This window comes from Zoogloea sp. LCSB751 (assembly GCF_002028455.1).
Classification (GTDB): domain Bacteria; phylum Pseudomonadota; class Gammaproteobacteria; order Burkholderiales; family Rhodocyclaceae; genus Zoogloea.
Genome location: NZ_MWUM01000491.1, coordinates 1 through 246, shown reverse-complemented (window position 1 = coordinate 246; position 246 = coordinate 1). Strand labels below are relative to the sequence as shown.

Genomic DNA, 246 nt, shown 5'->3' with positions numbered 1-246 from the left:
GTAAGCGAGCCTGTCTATGAAGCGATAAATAAGCGAAGGTTCGCCCAGGTGAGTCGTGCGTACAGCAATGTCTGCGGCACCGCGGACGATCTTGTGAAAATCGGCTGTGACCAGCAACTCCACCGAGCATCGCGGATGCAGAGTGGTGAAACGACTCGCGGCCTCCAGCACGCAAGACGAGAACCCCTCTCCTGCGCTGACCACGATATTGCCAGATAGCTCTGTGTGCGGATCAGATATGCCCGT

Annotated in this window: 1 protein-coding gene; it reads right to left on the bottom strand. The window is 56.9% G+C overall.

What is annotated here, in order from left to right:
- Positions 1-246: hypothetical protein (locus B4920_RS30195; protein WP_216820119.1), on the bottom strand; the 246-nt coding region annotated here is incomplete at both ends.